The following is a 17,167-nucleotide window of genomic DNA, read 5'->3' on the forward strand; positions in this document are numbered from 1 at the left end:
AATAAACGATCAAGGTAATTTTCGGATAGTAATGTCCAAAACTTGTGCCTGACTATTTCTACCTAGTTTGTAGTTTTTCCACCAGAAAGGTCTTGTAGCTGCTGCTGCTGCCCAAAATACTGCTCCTTGAATTAATTGAATATCTTTTGAGTGAGAATTTTCACTGTCTCTTTGTACAGCTCCTGAAACTAGGAATCCAGTACCAATAAAACCAAAACCACCAAAAAGAACTCTAGGGAAAACTCTTGGGAACTTGATGACTTCAACTTCACTTAAAGGAATTTCTGTACCAGATTTATAAAGGATAAAAGAAGAGTCTTTTAAAGCATATAGTTCATCTCTGTAAACTGCTTTTTCACCTTTCATTTTAAAGATAATCTGGTCTCCTTCATAGATCTTTTTACGGTTTCTTCCATAGTTATCTACCGCTAAAAACTTTTGAGCAAAAAGTGGAGAACAGGTCCCAAAAAGTAATAAAAAAAATATAAACCGTTTCATTTTATTTATTAGTAAATTATTCAAACATTAACCATCGCACACCATACGATACACCAAAACCAGGGCCCATATACCCAGCAGATGCCCAATAGCCAGAAGTTGTGTTAACAGCATTGAGGATGTCACTCACTCTAACAAAGGCCATACATCTTCTCATTTTAAAGTTTAAGAAGAAGTCTAGTGTAAAGTAACCTTCAGTTTCGTAATCGTTTTGTAGATGGTACTGTTGTGTTACTGGGTTAAATGCATATCCATAGAAAGAAGAAACATACTTGGTGTCAAAACCAGAATAAACACTGATCATACCATCTCTGAATTCTCTTACATATGAAATTTCATAGGTTGCAAAAATATCTGGAGTAGGCATCACATCCTGATTGTTGTTTTGTGTATATACTACTTCAGCAATCTGTTGGATATGACCTAGTTTTACTTTAAATCTTGAGCCATAGCGAGAATAGGCAATGTTCTCATTATGCTGTACTGGGCGAGCATATTTATCGTAATAAATATAATCATTGATATTATTGATCTCACCAAACACCGATATATTACCTTTTTCTCCTAAAGGGAGTTGTGGAGCAACCATAAACTGTTGCATACCAATAGGTTTTTTCTCTTCACTCCATGACATAAATACACTTGAAAATTGTTGTGTAAACATAGGAGCTAAAGTATTTTCTAATGTAAAGCTTGCATTAAGGAATCTACTTTGAAGTTTTGCGTTGATATTATAGATGTTTCCTTTTAGAACATCAACTTCACCATGTCCATCTACAAATCCCCAGTTTTTAGGAAGCTGGAATTCTACATCTCCTCCAACAAAAAGTTGGTGATCGAGTGGGATAGGTGTATAGTCATCGGCATTTCTTTGTTGATACCTATAGAATCGATGTTGTACGTACCCCGACCAAAATGTCGGGCCTAATCGGCTTTTGATCCCTAGCTTGTTGTCTAAGTATTCTTGTTGTACACTTACATAAGGATAAGAACCATAATCGTAGTTGGTGTCAACTGTTGGTTGATATCCAGGTGCATAACCTTCACCATTTGGTAAACTGTTTACCTGTTGGTAAGTGTGGTCATTAAATTTATCGTAATAAAGTCTATTAGTAGATATAGTCTCTGTTGAATTACTATATTGATAGCGATAATGATTCCTGTTCAACTCATGAAAAACTTGTAGTTTGGCTGAGTCTACCAAAGCATATTGATGATACAGTTGGGTGTTGTAATACCATTTAAATGAACTTACACCATCGGAAAAATAATTGGTAAGCTGTCCTCGACCAAACTTAAATAAATCTTCCAATGAAGTATCGTCATTTACTAAACTTGGAATAGCTAGACCTCCAGATTCTGGCCCTTCATGAAAATACTGATAGAAACTAGCAAGTAGTTTATACTTGTTGTTCTTTGATTCATATCGAGTATTCAAACCAAAACCAGTGTGTTGCTGAGCATTATAAGAGTTGGAGATCTTGTCTCTACCAAGAATATAAGGTTCAGAATACCTTTGAAAAAGTAGACCTACAGCCCAATAAGGGTCAATATTTCTTGCTATTTTACCGCCAATCTTACCACGGTTGTCTTGTCCTACAACTCCATTAAAGTCCGTGACTGGAATATAGGCGTTGTAATACTCCCATGTGTCAAGATTTTGTGCATATAAATCATACCCTGTAATGCCCATCGTTTGGCGAAGGTGACCAACAGGTTGTACCCAGTAGCTTTTTAATGGGCTGGCATTATTTCCTAAAGTTTGATTTCTATATCCATTCTGACCATTGATGTCATATCTATGTAAATGTGTATAACTAGAATCCATCATGTGTTCTTCAAAATGGATTTTATATACATCTGGCTTGGTTAGATACCAAGTAGTTTGAGGTCCTTTAAGCCATGAACTGTCTTGTTCTAAAGTAACACCTTCTTTGTTAGGTTCTTGTCCTTCTACAGCATCCTCATCTTTCTCCTCCTCATTTTGAGCATAGGAAAATTGAGAGATGGAAAGCAAGGACAATAATATGAATACAACTTTTTTCAAGATTGCTATAGGTCGTAGATAAAATGGTATAATTACTATATTTTAATCAAAGTTATGCTTAATTGATTATTAATCGGCATGTTTCTTTGAAAAAAGAAGAATGATGTAAAAAAAATACTACTTGAGCCATTCGTACATGTCGTAATGCTCTTTTGTCATTCCCATAGCTTTGTAAGTGGTTTGAGCCCTATCGTTGTTTTTCTCAACATATAGTCTTAAACCTCTTAATTCTTCAGAAGCATCGACCTCATTTTTAACATAGTCGTACATCATTCTGAAGATGCCTTTCCTTCTATATTCCTCAATAACAAATAGAGAGTGAATCCATAAAACATTTCCACATCTCCAATCAGACCATTCATAAAGATTAAGCATTGAAGCGATGCACTTGTCACCGTCCATAACTAAGACATATCTTCCGACACTTTGGTTGTCAATGACATGTTGAACACCTTTTTTTACAGTTTCAAAGTCAAGTTTATAATCTTCCGTTTCCAAAGCCATTTTTACTTGAAAATCGGCTATTGTTTCAATATGTTTTTCGTCTGCTATTATAATGTTATAATTCATCGTCTTCTTCGTTTTTTTCCATTTTTTGTTGAATGCCCCTTCCGTATTCTTCAGAATAGACATAAGTAACTTCTGCACCAAAGAAAGTAATTTGTACAGAGTAAAAGGTCCAAGCCATCACTATAATCAGAGGGGAACCTGCTCCCCAAGAAACAGCAGCACTTGAATTTGACAAGTAATACCTAATGGCATATTGACCACCTTGGAATAGAATGGTGGTTACTAAAGCTCCTACAAAAGCATCCTCCCATTTAATATTTACATCAGGTATATATTTGTAGATTCCTGCAAATAGTATAAATGACATAATTAGAGTAGATAATTGTCTGGTCACCTGAATTAAGTCCAGAGTGGCAATGGGTAACCAATCTCGAATTACTTCAGATAATAAACTTAGTGATGAATCCAATAGGACCAAGAATAAGAATACTGCACCAACAACCAAAAGCATCACAAATGAAATAATTCGATCTAAAATTATATGTTTCAATTGTTGTCTTTCGTGTGGTACTTTCCAGAATTTATTCAAAGCCACTTTTAATGTGTGGAATGATAATGTCGAGGTGAAAATCAAGGTACCTATACTGATCGCAGTGGAAACTGTGCTATCAATCTCTAATTTGTCTAAGCTATTAATCATTGATTCTAATTGTTTTGCAACAACATCACCAGAGACTAAAGCAATTTCTTCTATCATATCTTCTTTGATTTGCTCTTCATCAAAGAAAGTACTCATCCAAGTATAAATGAGGTTTAAACCAGCGGGTAAGGAGATAATGGTATAATAGGCCAAAGACGCACCATAAATGTACGCATGGTCATAATTGAATTCTTTCCAAGCAATACCAATTATTTTTAAAGCCCTAAGTATGACTCTTCCTAAGTAATACCTTCGAATCTTTTTTTGTAGTGCTTTAATTTTTTTATAGTTTAAAAAGTGATAGAAAACTTCGAATAATAATAAGGTTTTGAGCCATTGATGGGAAAAACATTATTATTGTAAATGCAAAAATACAATTTTAATTAAAATTGACAGATATATATCCTATTTTGCATAAACATTTGAATACTTTTTTAAGCTTTCAATTGAGACTAAAATGAGAAAATTTTTGGTATCGGTTTTACTTTTGATACTATCTAATTCGTTAATATATGCACAAGATGATTCTTTACACTTAGTGATCGATCCTCAGGGGCACTCATCTGTTGTTAGAAGGGCTGTTTTCTCTAGTGATAATCATAAGGTGTATTCAGTATCTGAAGATAAGACTCTACGTGTGTGGGATGTGGCTACCGGAACACTTGAAGCAACTTTTTGGGGAGACCATAATAATGGAAAAGAAGGAAGATATAATGCTTTGGCAATATCACCTGATAATAAATTATTAGCGGTAGGTGGCTATTTGCCTCAGAATGAAATTCGAATTATTAATCTAAGTACAGGGAAACAAATCGCTTCACTTTTAGGTCATGAGAACATTATCTCTGATCTAGAGTTTTCTTCTGATGGAGAATATTTGGCATCATCAAGTGCTGATAAGACGGTGAGAATCTGGTATATCCCTTTTTTAGATAATGATGTCTTTGAAGAAGAGCCATTCGAAAACTTTAGATTACAAGAACATACTAATACGGTATACAATTTAGATTTTTCAGAGGATGGAACTCGTTTAGTGACTTGTTCTTTCGATGGTACTGTGAGAATGTACTCTTTGTCTGTGGGCATGAAGAGTGCTACCATTATGAAAGTTTGGGAAACTGATGATCGTTTTACCAATGTTGACATCTCATTAGACAATAAATATGTTGTAGCAGGTAATTCAAAAGGGAAGGTTTTTGTTTGGAATACAAACGGCACTGAAGTAGCTACACTAATTGACCCAGAAGGGTTTATTACCAGTCTAAATTTTTCTGATGATTCTGAAAAGTTACTACTTACCGATGCCAAAGGGAATTTATTTTTTTATGATACTGAGGCTTGGCTAAAAGACGAACAGTTGTCTTCTGATAAGGGAGTTTTCTTTTATGCAGATTTTGCCAAGGGAAATAAAAATTACTGTGTAGCCTCGAACGGATCTAATGGTAATATTGAAATCTGGGATATACCTAATCAGAAAATCATTAGATCCTTTGAAGGACAAGGTGTAACCGTGAATCAGCTTAGTAAAATAAGTGATGAAAGTATTGCTTTTGCTTCCTTAAAAGATGAAGAGTTAAATTTTAATTTTTCAGACGTTGATCTTAAATATCCTCAAGCCCAAAATGAAGTTAAAGGTTTATCTATTTCAAAGGATGGACAAATGCTTAATAAAACGGGTAGCTTTCAACTTGATTATAATGGGGTAGTCATCAAAAATGATAGAAATAGAGATAAAGACATAAGAGCTTTTGGCTTTTTAGGTGATAAGATAGTGGTTGGTAGTGGTGCTTCATTAAAAGTATATCAACTAGATGGACAACTTTCTCATACTTTAGAAGGGCATTCTGGGAGTATTAAGGAATTAACTTCATTAAAAAATGAACGTTACCTTGTCTCTTCTAGTGATGATCAGACTATAAAAATATGGAACATTGAATCAGGGGAATTACTGCTTACTCTATTCATATCTAAATCTAACGAATGGGTGGTTTGGTCACCTAAAGGATACTATCATGCTTCTGCTGGTGGAGAGCAATACATTGGTTGGTTAATTAATTCTGGTTTAGGGGAATTAGGAGAATTCCATAAAGTAAACTTTGCATCAAAAGAATTTCACAGAAAAGATATTATCCATCAGATATTTAAAAAAGGTAACTTTCAAGAAGTTGAGAATGCCTTTAATTTATCATCAGTTGATATCAAAGATCTAGCAGAGAATAGACCTCAAATTCATTGGGTTTCCCCAGAAATGTTTACAGTAGCTGACAATAACACCGTAAATATTCAAGCCAAAGTGGTTTCTCAACTTCCTGTCAAAACTTTTAAATTATTAGTGGATGGCAGACCATTGGAAATAGGGAAAGGACTAGTGGAAGTATCTCAAGATAGTGGCTATGTTTACGAAATAAATGAGAGCATTGAAGTCAAAAAACATCAAACATCGCTTCAGTTATTTGTTGAAAATGAAGAAGTAAATATCATTTCTTCTCCTCGAAAAATAAGTAAGCTTTCAGATCAGAATATGGATATTGGTTTTGACTTAAAAGAGCTTACAGAGCGCTCTTTAACATTAGATAAATCTAACATTTATTTATTGTCTATTGGAATATCCAACTATCAAATGAGTTCTATTGATTTAGGATACGCTGATAAAGATGCTACATCAATTGCCGATCTATATGCTTCTCAGAACCGAAGTAAAGTGTTTAATGAAGTGAAAATTAAAAAGATTATCAATGAAGAAGCGAATAAGAATTCTATTATTGGCGGGTTTGATTGGTTAAAACAAGGAGTGGGTGAAAATGATTTAGCTATCGTCTTTATTGCGGCACATGGAGTAAATTATAAAGGAGACTTCTATATTATCCCTCATGATTTTTCTATGAATCAAATCCAAGAGACTGCTTTGAAATGGGATGAATTTGCGGATGTTTTATCTGAATTGCCATCACAGGTGCTACTTTATGTGGATGCCTGTAATAGTGGACAATTAGGAAGTAATTTCAGCTCAACAAATAATACAGAAGATATTAGAAAATTATCTTCTGATGAAAATGGCGTAGTTATTATGTCTGGATCAACAGGTTCGGAAACTTCCTTAGAAAGTGAGCAATGGGGGCATGGAGCCTTCACTGCAGCAATTTTAGAGGGTTTAGGTCAAGGAAAAGCGGATTACTCTGGTGATCAGATTATTACATTAAGGGAGTTAGACCTGTTTGTTGCTATGAAAGTCAAGGAATTAACGGAGAATAAACAACACCCTACGACTCAAAAACCAAGTACGATCAGTACTATGAATGTTGGGGAGTTTATTACTAAATAAGGTTAGAAGCTGACACTAATACCAGGTCCAATCATCCAGAACCATGTCTCTGCTTTTAGAAAATATCCAAACCCAATGTAAAGAGGTAGAGATAGTTTTCTACCAGGTCGTTGAAGAGGGTGGACAGAACCTAAGGCAACAATCCCTAAATCTCTGTCAATATCTTCATTATCACTAAGGTTGAAGGCGTTCAAAGCAATCGAGCCTACACCAAATCTATAGGGCCTTACTCTACCAATAGTACCAGGCTTAAAGAATTTAAACTGTGCAATTGCTGAAATAGAGATACCACTGATACCTGATGAAATATCATCTTCATTGGCCTTTTTTACCAGTAGACCCGCAGGGAAAGATAAATCAATATCAAATTGAGATTTTCTAGAAGCGTAAATCTCAATTTTCTTTTTATATACTTGGTCTGAGTATTTTTCTTTCTGATGTGAAATGTAAATTTCTAATTTGGTCCAATCCTCAAAACGGTGTGTTTTTATTCCCAAGTATTTATTAAGTGTAACTAAAGGGTCTGTACAATTATTTTTTTCATAATTGTGATATCGAGGAGAGGAGACGCCAGGACAGATGACTATATTCTCATCTTTGGCCAATTCTATTAATTGTCCTTGTGGACCGATTACTCTGACATCTAAGGTGATATACTGTTTACCATAGAGTTGCTGATCGTCTATTAAATCAGGATGAAACCTTAAGATCACATCAGTAATGGCCTTTGGGTAAAATATAGGCTTCTCTATTTGACTAACTACTTTAGGTCCGTCACCACAATCAATGGTAACAAAATCAAAGTTTCTTGGTGCCTGTTTTTCCCTTATTTTAATAGCGTAACCAGTATCTTCATTCCCATTATAAATCTTCAATTCTTTTTGATTGATATTAATAGGAATGCTGATTTGCATGGTTTGCATCTCCATGTTTGTAGTTACTGAGTCAATGTTTCGGTTTCTTAAACCTTCAAATAGGTATCGAGCATGTTGCATTTGTTTTCCTTGAAACTTAACTGCAACTGTTTCACCAGGGTATACAAATAAATTAGAAGTCCAGTTTCTACCGGGTCTAAGAATTTGAATACTTTCAATAATAGTTTTTGAAATAATATTAAAGTTAGTGATAAATTTAGGGTCATCACCGTCCTTAATGTATAGATAGCCATCTTGTAAACTATGGTAATCATAAACTCTTAACCAACACAGTGTACGGTTGTTACTCAGGTTGTTCCTTGTGAATAATTCAGCAATTAAATGACCGCCTTTTTCTTCTTGGTTTTCAATACGATATGTCTTCTGTAATTCAAGCTTTCTGTTTTGTTGAATTTGTATTTCAATACCCTCTGGGTTGTCTTGTGTATCTTCGAAAACGACTTCATTTCTATCTGTAGATAAGAAAGTGAGTCGAGGTTCTTTTACGATAAATCTTAGATTTAAAGGGAATGTTTCATATTGGGCTTTCCCATAAAGGAAATTTGGAGCATGTGTTTCAAAAGATATTTCAGTACTAAAAGAATTGACAAATTTTGGGAGAATGCTTAGAAATAACCGGTTTTCTTTACGGTACAATCTCCAAGAAAGGTCTTTTTGTTCATGCCAAATGTTATCTACCCTAATATTTTGGATGTGATTACTAAGTACTTCATATTCCTTTTCTTCACCAATATAAAGTTCTCTGACCTCCGTACTTTTCTTATCTGATAATTCGACGACAGTATTAGTATAGGGGAGTAGTTGTTGTTCATATCGAAGCTCTTTACCATCGATAGTCCAAAAGACAATAATAATAGAAGGGCGTAGGTTCTTGCTTGAACGGGTAAATTGTAAACTAAACTTATAGGTGTCATCAGAAACCGCTAGAGGCTCTTCCAATACATTAATTTCATTAGTGTGAATTAACTTTACATCAGTAATTTGATCAGAGTTTTTCAAATACAAACGAAACTCAAAAGCTTGATCAATACTTTCAAAATGAAAAGGTAACGTCTTTTCATTTCGGTGTCTTCTGTTTTGAATGATACCGTGAGTAGAGAGGTAATTAATGGAAGTGTCTCCATGAATCTCAATATCTCTTATAAAATTTAAAGCTTTCTGTGCCTTAGCTTCCAATGTTGAGAAAAAAATAAGTACAGCAGAAAAAAATACTAGACGTAAATTCAAATTCATGTGTTAGACTTTAACTTATTAAAGTTAAAGGGCTCTATTTAATGTGTTCTAAAAAAGCTAGACTATCACTATTCGATTGAAAAATCATGCCTTTTTTTACCTCTTCAATTTATTAAACGTTAATATGAAATGAAAAAAAAGTTTGACTAATTTTCAATGATACAAAGTTAAAGTAATACTAATCATTTTTTAGAATATGAATAAGAAACATATTTGAATTACAAGAAAGATTTACTTTTTTATACAATTTTAAAGTAATTAATCCATCACTAAATTAAACTTCGAAATGAATGAAATTAAACCAATCGATTTAAATTTTCTTGGTAACGAAGAAGCCATTGCCTCTTACGTTATTCAAACCTCAGAAGGACCAGCATTAATTGAGACCGGTCCATATAGTACATTTCCTGTACTTGAAAAGGCCTTAAATAAAATTGATATTAAGGTAACTGACATCAAACATGTATTTATAACTCATATCCATTTGGATCATGCTGGAGCTGCATGGAAGTTTGCCGAACATGGAGCTAATATATATTTACACCCCTTTGGAGTACGTCATATGGCAAATCCTGCGAAACTTATGGCTTCTGCAAAAATGATTTATAAAGACGATATGGATCGATTATGGGGAGAAATGAATGAAATTCCCGAAAAACAATTGATTTCTCCCGAACATGGAGAGAAAATTGTAATAGGAAATACAGATTTTACTGCATGGTACACTCCAGGACATGCCAATCATCATATTGCTTGGCAAGTAGGAGACGGTTTATTTACAGGAGATGTTGCAGGAGTGAAAATTGGTAATGGCCCAGTGGTGGCTCCATGCCCTCCTCCAGACATCAATTTAGAGAAGTGGCAAACGTCAATAGATTTAATTCGAGAAATTTCTCCGAGTAAATTATACTTAACTCATTTCGGTGTCGTTACTGATGTAAGTAATCATCTTATTGCGCTTGAAGAAGACTTGTACAAAGTTGCTGAAATTGTTAATGAATACCGAAAATTGAATTATTCTCAACAAAAAATGGAAGAACTTTTTACAAATTTTGTAAAAAATGAATTAATTGTACTAGGTTTGGATCAGATTGCGTTAAACCAATATGACGCTGCAAACCCACCCTTCATGAGTGTGGCGGGGTTATTGCGATATTGGGATAAGAAAAACTAGTAATTCTAATAGATTAAACAAAGAATGGAAATTTTTTTAGGTCTACTCATCATTTTTATTGCGTGTATTGTCATTTGGAAAGCTTGTGACGGTTTCGAAGATGCGTCCGGGTATTTAGGCAGAAACATGAAAGGAGGAGTTAAAGGGGCAACAATAGATGCAATTGGTAGTTCTATGCCTGAGTTGTTTACAACATTTTTCTTCTTGGTGATTGCAGGAGATGCTACAGGTTTTGCTAGTGGTATTGGTACTACATCTGGTAGTGCTGTATTTAATATCATGATTATTCCTGCTGCTGTAATAATTAGTGTTATCGTCCTGAATAGAAAGGTAAAATATATTACTGTTAACCCAAAAGTTATTCTTAGAGATGGTATAGCTCTAATGTTGGCAATTCTTTGTTTGATTATTTTCGTATCTGAAAAGGAATTAACATGGAAACATGGTGCATTTCTTATGTCTTTATATGTTGTTTATGTTCTTTCATTAGTATTTATCAAAATTGATAATGAAGGGGATGAACATGAAGAATATGAATACGAAGAAGGTGAAGGTGGTCGATTGAGCGCACTTTTGAAATTGGATCTATCACATGCAATTATGGGTAACAATGCCATGAACTCATCTAGAGCTTGGGTATTACTTATTCTTTCAACATCTATAGTAGGAGGTGCATGTCATTTTCTAGTAACAGGGTGTGAGTTGTTAGGTCAAGGCATGGGTTGGGATATGTACATTGTTGCATTAATTTTTGCTGCAGCAGCTACATCAGTGCCTGATACTATTATCTCTGTAAAGAGTGCGAATAATGGTGCTTATAACGATGCCATTTCAAATGCATTAGGAAGTAATATTTTTGATATTTGTTTCGCCTTAGGTATGCCATTAACGGTGTACACATTAATGACAGGGGAATCTATTAAAATGTCAGGAGAGGCTTCTGAAATGGATTTTATTGGTCAGTTTAGAATCATCTTATTGTTCTTAACTTTTGCAGCCATGATGATCTTCTACGTTGGAGCAAAGAGAAAGAAATTAGGAGCTAAAAGTGGATACCTACTGATACTGATGTATGTAGTATTTATCGGATATACTTTAGCTTACACATACAACGCATCATGGATGCAACCTTTCCAAGAGGTGTTTATTGATATCAATAACTTCTTAGTAGGCTTGAATCCATTCCATAAAGCATAATAGAAATTATTATAAACTAAAGCACCACCCGATTCAATTCAGGTGGTGCTTTTTTATTTTCAATACTTGATATGATCACAATAGAGGAAGCTAAATTACCGTCAATTGAACAGATAACTTCATTATATAAATTAAATGGATGGAGTGCTGCCGATAAACCTGAGCATTTATTCAAGGCACTACAAAACTCACACGCTTTGGTTACAGCTTGGGAAGATGAACAATTAATTGGCTTAGGGAATGCAATTTCTGATGGTTATTTGGTTGTTTACTTTCCACACCTTCTTGTTCATCCAAGTTTTCAAGGCAAAGGAGTGGGGAAGTTATTAATGGAAAAACTCATGAGTAAATATGAAGGTTTCCATATGCAAATGTTGACATCAGATACAGAAGCAGTAGAATTTTATCAGAAAATGGGCTTTAGAAAAGCTGGAGATACTGTTCCAATGTGGATTTATGACGGGTTAGAGCATTAAATGATACTATACTATTCTAGAATTGGAAATAAATAAAAGGTTGTATATCTGCTGATCTACTTTGAAATAATATAAATCCAATAAAGAATAGAAATGCAGCCTTTGCAAAATCAGGCATTGTGATAAATTCAATCGCCAATGTATCCTTCCACTTTTGTGGTATCCAATGGATGAAATACCCAAACGCCATGACTAAAAAGACCAGTTTATAGGCTGAAATTACTTCCCAAGCAAGAGATAAATCCAAGTTCGTGAATATCTGATTTATCATACTTTCGGCATGTTGCATGTCTTCTGCTCTAAAGTAAATCCATGCATAACAAACAAAATGGAAAGTGAAAATTGTGCTTATAACATTGAAAATCTTGTTGTTAGTAAACCTCTTGCCAGCAATTTCTAGCCATAGTTTATGCAGAGCCAATCCACAACCATGAAGCATGCCCCAAACGATAAAACGGAAATGTGCTCCATGCCATAAACCACCTAATAGCATAGTTATTATGAGATTGATGTAGGTTCTTACTTTCCCTTTTCTATTACCACCTAAAGGGATATAAAGATAATCTCGAAGGAAGGAAGAAAGTGAGATGTGCCATCTTCTCCAAAAGTCTGTAATATCAGTGGCTTTGTATGGGGAGTTGAAGTTTAGAGGTAGCTTAAATCCTAATAAAACGGCTACACCAATCGCAATATCCGTATACCCAGAGAAATCACAATAGATCTGAATAGCATAACCATAGGCAGCCATAAGGTTTTCAAATCCAGAATAAGACCAAGGGGATTCGAAAATTCTATCGACAAAATTGATGGAAATATAATCAGAGATTAAGATTTTCTTTGTTAAACCGCCAGCTATTAAGAATAAAGCATGTCCAAACTCACTTTCAGTAACTCTATAATTGTTGTGTATCTGAGGAATAAATTCCGATGCTCTCACAATTGGACCTGCTACTAATTGTGGGAAGAAACTAACGAATAGTGCAAAGTCCCAGATATTATCTACAGGTTTAATGTCACCTCTATAGATATCTACAGAGTAACTAATAGTTTGGAAAGTATAAAATGAGATACCAATAGGTAGAAAAATATTGGAGGTATCCATAGCAGTACCAAATATTCCATTGATCATGGCTGCTAAATAGTTTTCTGGTTCCAACTCAATATGGAAAAGCGTATTAATTCCTTCCGCGAAGAAGAAAGTATACTTAAAATAGGCAAGGAGACTAAGGTTAATGAAGGCACTTAGAAATACAAGCCTTTTCCTGTTTGCTTTATTATTGGAATGGAAAATGGCACTCCCTATGTAATAATCTACAACGGTGGAAAATAAAAGAAGGACGAAGTAGAATCCACTAGACATATAATAGAAATACAAACTTGCTAGCAACAATAAGAAGTTTCTTGCAGTGATATTTTTATATATGAATTGATAAACGATGATAATAGTACCAAAAAGCACCCAAAAGATTACTTGGGTAAATAATAGTGGACTATTTTCATGATATGTAACTAATTCTAACATCTAATTAACCCTCTCAAAAAATAATGGCTTAAAAAATCTCCTAACGAATTTACATGCTTTTCTTTTATTAGTATTGATTTTAACTAAAGAATTTTTCATCATTCGATGATTTGTTTGAATTATCAACCTTCTTCGTTTATCTTCAATAATATTTTTTGGAGGTAAATACTATATGGCTAAAAAGGTAAAGACAGCTTATTTTTGTCAAAATTGTGGGCATGAATCCCCGAAATGGCAGGGCAAGTGTCCTACATGTAACGAGTGGAATACATTCGTAGAAGAAGTTCTTCAAGATGAAGCACCTAAAAAAGGTGATTGGAGAATGAGTAAATCTGAGAATAAAGGTGGGTATGTGAATGCAAAAGCGGAAACATCAAAACCAATTAAAATAAATGAGGTAACATTCGAAAAAGAACCTAGAATTGTGACTCTCGATGAAGAGTTAAATAGAGTTCTTGGAGGTGGAATTGTACAAGGTTCAGTCGTAATGATTGGTGGAGAACCTGGTATTGGTAAATCTACATTAATGCTTCAGATTGCCTTATCTCTAAAAGATAAGCAGGTGCTTTATGTATCTGGAGAGGAGAGCGGACAACAAATCAGACAAAGAGCAGAAAGAATACCGTACTCATCTGAAGAAACTTATGTTTTGACAGAAACTGATACCTCAAAAATCTTTGCTCATATTGAAAAGATGACTCCCGATGTTTTGGTGATCGATTCTATTCAAACGTTGGTATCTCCGTTTTTAGAGCAAGCAGCTGGAAGTGTATCACAAGTGAAAGAATGTGCAGCAGAATTAATCAAATTCGCAAAAGATACAGGTACGCCGGTACTAATGATTGGACATATAACCAAGGAAGGAAGTTTAGCAGGACCAAAAGTTTTAGAACATATGGTAGATACTGTACTTCAATTTGAAGGTGACCGTCATATGAGTTATCGAATATTACGTACTGCAAAAAATAGATTTGGATCCACTTCAGAGCTTGGTATATATGAAATGGTCACTACAGGGTTGCGTCAAGTAAGTAATCCTTCTGAAATTTTACTTTCACAACGTGATGATGGATTAAGTGGCGTCGCTATTGGTACAGTAATGGAAGGGAATAGACCGTTATTAGTAGAGATACAATCTTTAGTTTCTCCTTCTGTATATGGTAACCCTCAAAGGTCGTCTACAGGTTTTGACGCCAAAAGGTTAAATATGCTCCTTGCTGTATTAGAAAAAAGATCAGGATATAAATTAAACTTTTCTGATGTATTTTTAAATGTAACGGGAGGACTTAGGGTAGAAGATCCCGCTATTGATTTAGCAGTAGCTGTTTCTTTGGTATCTTCATTTGAAGATATTGCTATTGAATCAACTACTTGTTTTGCAGCAGAAGTAGGACTTGGAGGAGAAATAAGAGCCGTATCTAGAATTGAAAATAGGATTTCTGAAGCAGAAAAATTAGGCTTCAAAGAAATGTTTATTTCAAAATATAATACTAAAGGGTTAGATCTTTCAAAAATTAAGATGAAAGTAATACCTGTTGGAACAATAGCGGAGCTAGCTGAAAAATTATTCACATAGAAAGAAATTTATGAGAAAATCGATTCTGATATATTTATGTTTTGTCTTAGGAATGTCAATGTCTTTCGGACAAAATAGAGGTAAAGCACAAAAAAACTATATGAAGGCCGAAGAGGCAATTCAACAACGACAAATAGGAGAAGCAAAAATCTTTCTTGAAAAGTCAATTGCTGCAGATACCACATTTGGAGATAGTTTTTACTTATTAGCTTATCTAAATATATTAGAAAGGGATTATCAGAAATCAAGAGCATTATATAAAAGATTAATGCTTTGCTGTAATAAAGAACCTAAATTCGCTTTAGCACACCTTTCCTTAGCACAATACGAATGGTCAGAGGGAAATTATGCTAAAGCGAAACAGTTTTGCTTATCGTATTTAGACTTTAGGCCTTCTAGTAAAGAGTACAAGGAAAAAAGAATTGCGAATAAGATTATAGCATCTTGTGATTATGCGATGGCGAATATGCAACATGAGTTGCCTTATAGTCCTGTATCGTTAGGCGATTCAGTCAATAAATTAGATCAACAATATTTTCCTGCTATAACGGCTACTGGTAATGAATTATATTTCACTGCTAGAACATATAAATCAGACGAGAACATCTATCGATCAGAGAAAATTGATGGAGAATGGGCCTCTCCAGAAATTGTTAGAGAACTAAGTACAAAATTTAATGAAGGAACATGTACCATCTCTGCTGATGGATCATTTATGATTTTTACTTCTTGTGAATCTACCAGAGAATTACCTGGATACGGAAGTTGTGATTTATTTATGGCCAAAAAAGTAGGCGACCATTGGCTAAAACCAAAAAATCTTGGCCCACATATTAATTCTAGAGATTGGGAGTCGCAACCTTCACTATCAGCTGATGGTAGAACTTTATACTTTGTTTCTGATAGAAAAGGAGGGATTGGGAAAAAAGATATATGGGTTTCTCATCTTGTAGATGGGGCATGGACAACTGCTAAGAATTTAGGAGATGTTGTAAATACTATGGAAGACGATATTTCTCCTTACATCCACTCTAATGGTAAAACACTTTACTTTTCATCTGAAGGTCATTTAGGCTTTGGAGGATTGGATATTTTTAAAACAGATCAAAAAAGTCCAGCGCTTTGGACAAAACCAGTAAACATAGGTTATCCTTTAAATGACCATCGTGACCAAGTATCGTTAATTGTTTCTGCTGATGGTTCTAAAGGTTATTTTTCAAAAGAGATTTTAGCACCTGATGGAAAGAGAAGTAGTAAAATTGTAACTTTTGATGTTCCTGAAGAAGTACAACCTGATGCGTTGAGTAGTTATCTTGAAGGTGTTGTTTATGATGCAGTCACAAAAGCACCTTTAAAAGCAGAGTTGGAGCTTAAAAGATTAGAAAGTGATGAGACAGAATCGAGAGTAATGTCCGATTCAGAATCTGGAAAATATTTAATAGTCTTAAACCAAGATGAAGAATATGCTTTGTTCATTTCTCGTCCCGGATATTTGTATCAAAGTCTCACTTTTGATATGCATAATGCTGGAGTGGATGGAAAAACACTAGATATTTTCCTAGAAAGAATAGAGAAAGGAACCAATATTACTTTAAATAATATCTTCTTTGAATCAAATAAATATCAGCTAAAAAATAAATCAGCAGCAGAGTTGGAGCAAATTCTTGAATTTATGAAGAGAAATCCTGATGTGGCTGTAGAAATCGCAGGACACACAGATAATATTGGAACTATCGAGTACAATAAAGATCTTTCCCAAAAAAGAGCCCAAGCTGTTGTCAATTATCTGATTAGTAACGATATCAACGCATCTCGACTTAAAGCTATTGGATATGGTGAGTCGCAACCTATCAGTTCAAATAAGACAGAGGAGGGAAGACAAGAAAATAGACGTATAGAGTTTATCATCTTATAGTATTAGCAATAGATAATTATTTGAGGTTTTATTCTATTTTTGTGATCTAAAATAAAAATAGG

At 34.3% G+C, this 17,167-nt stretch carries 12 protein-coding genes; 6 read left to right on the forward strand and 6 right to left on the reverse strand.

Annotated elements, in window-relative coordinates; all coding sequences use genetic code 11:
• Nucleotides 1-9: 9 nt before the first annotated feature.
• The 4 genes from QL232_RS09710 to QL232_RS09725 all read right to left on the reverse strand — a co-directional run bounded on the left by QL232_RS09710 (nucleotide 10) and on the right by QL232_RS09725 (nucleotide 4,034).
• Nucleotides 10-498, reverse strand: coding sequence for a hypothetical protein (locus QL232_RS09710; protein WP_168882963.1), 489 nt, complete (start codon nucleotides 496-498; stop codon nucleotides 10-12).
• Nucleotides 499-514: 16 nt separating this feature from the next.
• Nucleotides 515-2,545 (reverse strand): putative porin, encoded by a 2,031-nt coding sequence (locus QL232_RS09715; RefSeq protein WP_281613982.1) that lies wholly within the window; start codon nucleotides 2,543-2,545, stop codon nucleotides 515-517.
• Nucleotides 2,546-2,662: 117 nt separating this feature from the next.
• A complete protein-coding gene (locus QL232_RS09720; protein ID WP_281613983.1) occupies nucleotides 2,663-3,115 on the reverse strand; it encodes a GNAT family N-acetyltransferase in 453 nt (150 codons plus the stop codon).
• Nucleotides 3,105-4,034 (reverse strand): YihY/virulence factor BrkB family protein, encoded by a 930-nt coding sequence (locus QL232_RS09725; RefSeq protein ID WP_317169947.1) that lies wholly within the window; start codon nucleotides 4,032-4,034, stop codon nucleotides 3,105-3,107. The genes QL232_RS09720 and QL232_RS09725 overlap by 11 nt, the downstream gene beginning before the upstream one ends.
• A 178-nt stretch (nucleotides 4,035-4,212) precedes the next feature.
• On the opposite strand from QL232_RS09725, the gene QL232_RS09730 reads away from it, so the two are divergent.
• Entirely contained in the window at nucleotides 4,213-7,077 is a 2,865-nt protein-coding gene (locus QL232_RS09730; protein WP_281613984.1) for a caspase family protein, read from the forward strand.
• Nucleotides 7,078-7,079: 2 nt separating this feature from the next.
• On the opposite strand, the gene QL232_RS09735 is transcribed toward QL232_RS09730, so the two are convergent.
• On the reverse strand, nucleotides 7,080-9,245 hold the full coding sequence (locus tag QL232_RS09735; RefSeq protein ID WP_168882968.1) for a hypothetical protein: 2,166 nt from the start codon (nucleotides 9,243-9,245) through the stop codon (nucleotides 7,080-7,082).
• Nucleotides 9,246-9,531: 286 nt separating this feature from the next.
• On the opposite strand from QL232_RS09735, the gene QL232_RS09740 reads away from it, so the two are divergent.
• From QL232_RS09740 to QL232_RS09750, 3 genes are all read left to right on the forward strand, one after another.
• Nucleotides 9,532-10,419 (forward strand): MBL fold metallo-hydrolase, encoded by an 888-nt coding sequence (locus QL232_RS09740; RefSeq protein WP_281613985.1) that lies wholly within the window; start codon nucleotides 9,532-9,534, stop codon nucleotides 10,417-10,419.
• Nucleotides 10,420-10,443: 24 nt separating this feature from the next.
• Complete coding sequence (locus QL232_RS09745) at nucleotides 10,444-11,616, forward strand: hypothetical protein (RefSeq protein WP_281613986.1); 1,173 nt, start codon at nucleotides 10,444-10,446, stop codon at nucleotides 11,614-11,616.
• 71 nt (nucleotides 11,617-11,687) lie between these two features.
• Nucleotides 11,688-12,092 carry a GNAT family N-acetyltransferase gene (locus QL232_RS09750; RefSeq protein ID WP_281613987.1) on the forward strand — a complete coding sequence of 135 codons (405 nt, stop codon included), beginning with the start codon at nucleotides 11,688-11,690 and terminating at the stop codon, nucleotides 12,090-12,092.
• A 16-nt stretch (nucleotides 12,093-12,108) separates the two neighbouring features.
• On the opposite strand, the gene QL232_RS09755 is transcribed toward QL232_RS09750, so the two are convergent.
• The gene (locus QL232_RS09755; RefSeq protein WP_281613988.1) at nucleotides 12,109-13,614 is read right to left on the reverse strand and encodes an MBOAT family O-acyltransferase; all 1,506 of its coding nucleotides are present in this window, start codon (nucleotides 13,612-13,614) and stop codon (nucleotides 12,109-12,111) included.
• A gap of 172 nt (nucleotides 13,615-13,786) precedes the next feature.
• Here QL232_RS09755 and radA point away from each other — a divergent pair, with 172 nt between their 5' ends.
• The gene (gene radA / locus QL232_RS09760) at nucleotides 13,787-15,190 is read left to right on the forward strand and encodes a DNA repair protein RadA (protein WP_168882973.1); all 1,404 of its coding nucleotides are present in this window, start codon (nucleotides 13,787-13,789) and stop codon (nucleotides 15,188-15,190) included.
• Between the two features lie 10 nt (nucleotides 15,191-15,200).
• Entirely contained in the window at nucleotides 15,201-17,105 is a 1,905-nt protein-coding gene (locus QL232_RS09765) for an OmpA family protein (RefSeq protein ID WP_281613989.1), read from the forward strand.
• Nucleotides 17,106-17,167: the final 62 nt, after the last annotated feature.

The organism is Flammeovirga sp. SubArs3 (assembly GCF_947387565.1).
Lineage (GTDB): Bacteria > Bacteroidota > Bacteroidia > Cytophagales > Flammeovirgaceae > Flammeovirga > Flammeovirga agarivorans.

Coding starts and splice junctions, on each gene's coding strand:
- QL232_RS09730 (WP_281613984.1), top strand. CDS start 4,213: ATGAGAAAATTTTTGGTATCGGTTTTACTTTTGATACTATCTAATTCG.
- QL232_RS09745 (WP_281613986.1), top strand. CDS start 10,444: ATGGAAATTTTTTTAGGTCTACTCATCATTTTTATTGCGTGTATTGTC.
- QL232_RS09710 (WP_168882963.1), bottom strand. CDS start 498: ATGAAACGGTTTATATTTTTTTTATTACTTTTTGGGACCTGTTCTCCA.
- radA (WP_168882973.1), top strand. CDS start 13,787: ATGGCTAAAAAGGTAAAGACAGCTTATTTTTGTCAAAATTGTGGGCAT.
- QL232_RS09750 (WP_281613987.1), top strand. CDS start 11,688: ATGATCACAATAGAGGAAGCTAAATTACCGTCAATTGAACAGATAACT.
- QL232_RS09765 (WP_281613989.1), top strand. CDS start 15,201: ATGAGAAAATCGATTCTGATATATTTATGTTTTGTCTTAGGAATGTCA.
- QL232_RS09740 (WP_281613985.1), top strand. CDS start 9,532: ATGAATGAAATTAAACCAATCGATTTAAATTTTCTTGGTAACGAAGAA.
- QL232_RS09720 (WP_281613983.1), bottom strand. CDS start 3,115: ATGAATTATAACATTATAATAGCAGACGAAAAACATATTGAAACAATA.
- QL232_RS09755 (WP_281613988.1), bottom strand. CDS start 13,614: ATGTTAGAATTAGTTACATATCATGAAAATAGTCCACTATTATTTACC.
- QL232_RS09735 (WP_168882968.1), bottom strand. CDS start 9,245: ATGAATTTGAATTTACGTCTAGTATTTTTTTCTGCTGTACTTATTTTT.